Source organism: Streptomyces sp. NPDC059256, assembly GCF_042753785.1.
In the GTDB taxonomy this organism is placed as follows: Bacteria; Actinomycetota; Actinomycetes; order Streptomycetales; family Streptomycetaceae; genus Streptomyces.
The window spans coordinates 1-1,020 of record NZ_JBHYZO010000063.1; the positions used below are offsets into that span (position 1 = coordinate 1).

Annotated in this window: 1 protein-coding gene and 1 pseudogene; both read left to right on the top strand. The window is 65.8% G+C overall.

From position 1 onward, the window contains the following. On the top strand, positions 1-393 hold a 393-nt coding region (locus ACFXJL_RS34835), incomplete at its 5' end, for an electron transfer flavoprotein subunit beta/FixA family protein (RefSeq protein WP_384699511.1). Between the two features lie 121 nt (positions 394-514). Beyond that, positions 515-1,020: pseudogene (locus ACFXJL_RS34840) on the top strand (electron transfer flavoprotein subunit alpha/FixB family protein); the annotation flags it as partial.

Sequence of the window (1,020 nt, forward strand, 5' to 3'; positions counted from 1 at the left end):
GCGTTGTTGGCGGAGCGGTTGGGGGTGGCTCAGGTGACGTTGTTGTCCGAGGTGTCGTTGGTGGACGGTGTGGTGGTGGGACGTCGTGATGGTGATGCGGCGTCGTTGGTGTTGGAGGCACCCCTGCCGGCCGTAGTCTCGGTGACGGACCAGTCGGGTGAAGCACGCTATCCCTCGTTCAAGGGGATCATGGCGGCGAAGAAGAAGCCGGTCACCTCCTGGGACCTGGACGACCTGGGCCTGGACGCCGAACAAGTCGGCCACACCGGAGCGTGGACAACCGTCGACGAGGTCACCGCACGACCCGCCCGGAGCGCGGGAACCATCGTCAAGGACGAAGGCGAAGGCGGCCGACAAATCGCCGACTACCTCGCCACCCACAAATTCATCTAACCCACCCCACCACCCCACGACACAACCCACGAACCGTCCCACGACACGACCCACCCCGTCCCGCGTCCCGCCACGCCACGACGCGTCCCGTCCCGTCTTGTGTAGGAGTTGAAGGAAACCCATGGCCAACGTCCTCGTCTACGTCGACCACCACGAAGGCACCGTCCGCAAACCCACCCTCGAACTCCTCACCCTCGCCCGCCAATTCGGCGACCCCATCGCCCTCGTCCTCGGCCCAGGCGCCGAAAACACCCACACCACCCTCGCCGAATACGGCGCCACCCACATCTACACCCACAACACCCCCGAATACACCCACCACCACACCACCCCCCACACCCACGCCCTCCACACCGCCTACACCGACACCCAACCCACCACCGTCCTCCTCACCTCCACCCCCGACAACAAAGAAATCGCCGCCCGCCTCGCCCTCCGCACCAACTCCGGCCTCATCACCGACGCCACCAACCTCACCCCCACACCCCACGGCCCCCAAACCACCCAAACCGCCTTCGCCGCCACCTACACCACCCAATCCCACACCACCCACGGCACCCCCATCATCACCATCAAACCCAACTCCACCACCCCCCAAACCCACCCCACCACACCCACCCACCACAC